The organism is Streptomyces spongiae, assembly GCF_009377185.1.
Classification (GTDB): Bacteria; Actinomycetota; Actinomycetes; order Streptomycetales; family Streptomycetaceae; genus Streptomyces; species Streptomyces spongiae.
In genome coordinates, this window is sequence record NZ_VJZC01001070.1 from 1 (window position 1) to 1,303 (window position 1,303).

At 69.6% G+C, this 1,303-nt stretch carries 2 protein-coding genes; both read right to left on the minus strand.

Annotated elements, in window-relative coordinates; genetic code table 11:
* Nucleotides 1–25: 25 nt before the first annotated feature.
* Nucleotides 26–568 (minus strand): MOSC domain-containing protein, encoded by a 543-nt coding sequence (locus FNH08_RS50165; RefSeq protein WP_152778691.1) that lies wholly within the window; start codon nt 566–568, stop codon nt 26–28.
* Between the two features lie 60 nt (nt 569–628).
* Entirely contained in the window at nt 629–1,288 is a 660-nt protein-coding gene (locus FNH08_RS50170; protein WP_322726688.1) for a response regulator transcription factor, read from the minus strand.
* Nucleotides 1,289–1,303: the final 15 nt, after the last annotated feature.

A 1,303-nucleotide genomic window follows, 5' to 3' on the forward strand; every position in this document is an offset into this window, starting at 1 on the left:
CCCCCTGCCCCCTGCCCGGAACGGATCACACCCGGTCGAGAGGACGGTGCGGGCCGTCCGGGAGCTCCACGGTGATCGTGTCGCCGGGACACACCACGCCGCCCACCCGGACGACGCTCATGATGCCCGCCTTGCGTATGAGGCTCCCGGCCTCGTCACGGAAGACGACCTGCTTCAGCAGCCCGTCCTGGAAGCCGTCGATCTGCAGGCACGGATTGCGCAGGCCGGTGATCTCCACGACCGCCTCGTCCCCGATGCGCAGCACCGTCCCGACGGGCAGGCCGAGCAGATCGAGGCCGCTGGTCGTGATGTTCTCACCTAGATCCCCCGGCTTCACCGCGAACCCCGCCTCGCCGACCTCGGCGAAGAGCTCCTCGTGCATCAGATGGACCTGACGCAGATTCGGCTGGGTGGGGTCCTGCGCGACCCTCGAACGATGCTTCACGGTGACCCCGGCGTGCACGTCCCCTTCCACGCCGAGCCCGGCGAGCAGCCGGATGCTCGCCCGGTTGGGCTTCGTGAACGAGTACTCGCCGTTGCTGCTGACCGCCGTGACCGTGCCGCTCATCCGCAACCCCCATTGCCGTTTGGCATGTCCTGCCCGCGAGCCTACTCCCGCGCCGGATGGTCAGCCCGGCGTCACCAGCCTCGCCTCGTACGCGAACACCGCCGCCTGCGTACGGTCCCTGAGGCCCAGTTTCACGAGGACGCGGCTGACGTGGGTCTTGATGGTGGACTCGGCGACGACCAGACGCTCGGCGATCTCGGCGTTGGACAGGCCCTGGGCTATGAGGACCAGGACCTCCGTCTCGCGCTCCGTCAGGTCGCCGTGGGCCGCGTGGGCGAAGGACATGAGGCGGGGTGCCTCGGAGAGCCGGGAGAACTCCGTGATCAGCCGCTTCGTCACCGACGGCGCCAGCAGAGCCTCGCCGGACGCCACCACCCGTACCCCCTCGGCGAGCTGGCGCGCCGAGGCGTCCTTGAGGAGGAATCCCGAGGCTCCCGCCCGCAACGCCTGGTACACGTACTCGTCGAGGTCGAACGTCGTCAGCACCAGCACCTTCGCCGTGCTGTTCGCCGCCACGATCTCCCGGGTCGCCTCGATGCCGTTCAGCTCGGGCATGCGGATGTCCATCAGGACGACGTCCGGGGAGAGTGCGCGGACCCGGTCGACCGCGTCCCGGCCGTTGACCGCCTCGCCGACCACCTCGATGTCCGGCATCGCGCCCAGCAGAACCGAGAAGCCCTCGCGGACCATCATCTGGTCGTCGGCGATGAGGACCCGTATGGGCCCGCCACCGCC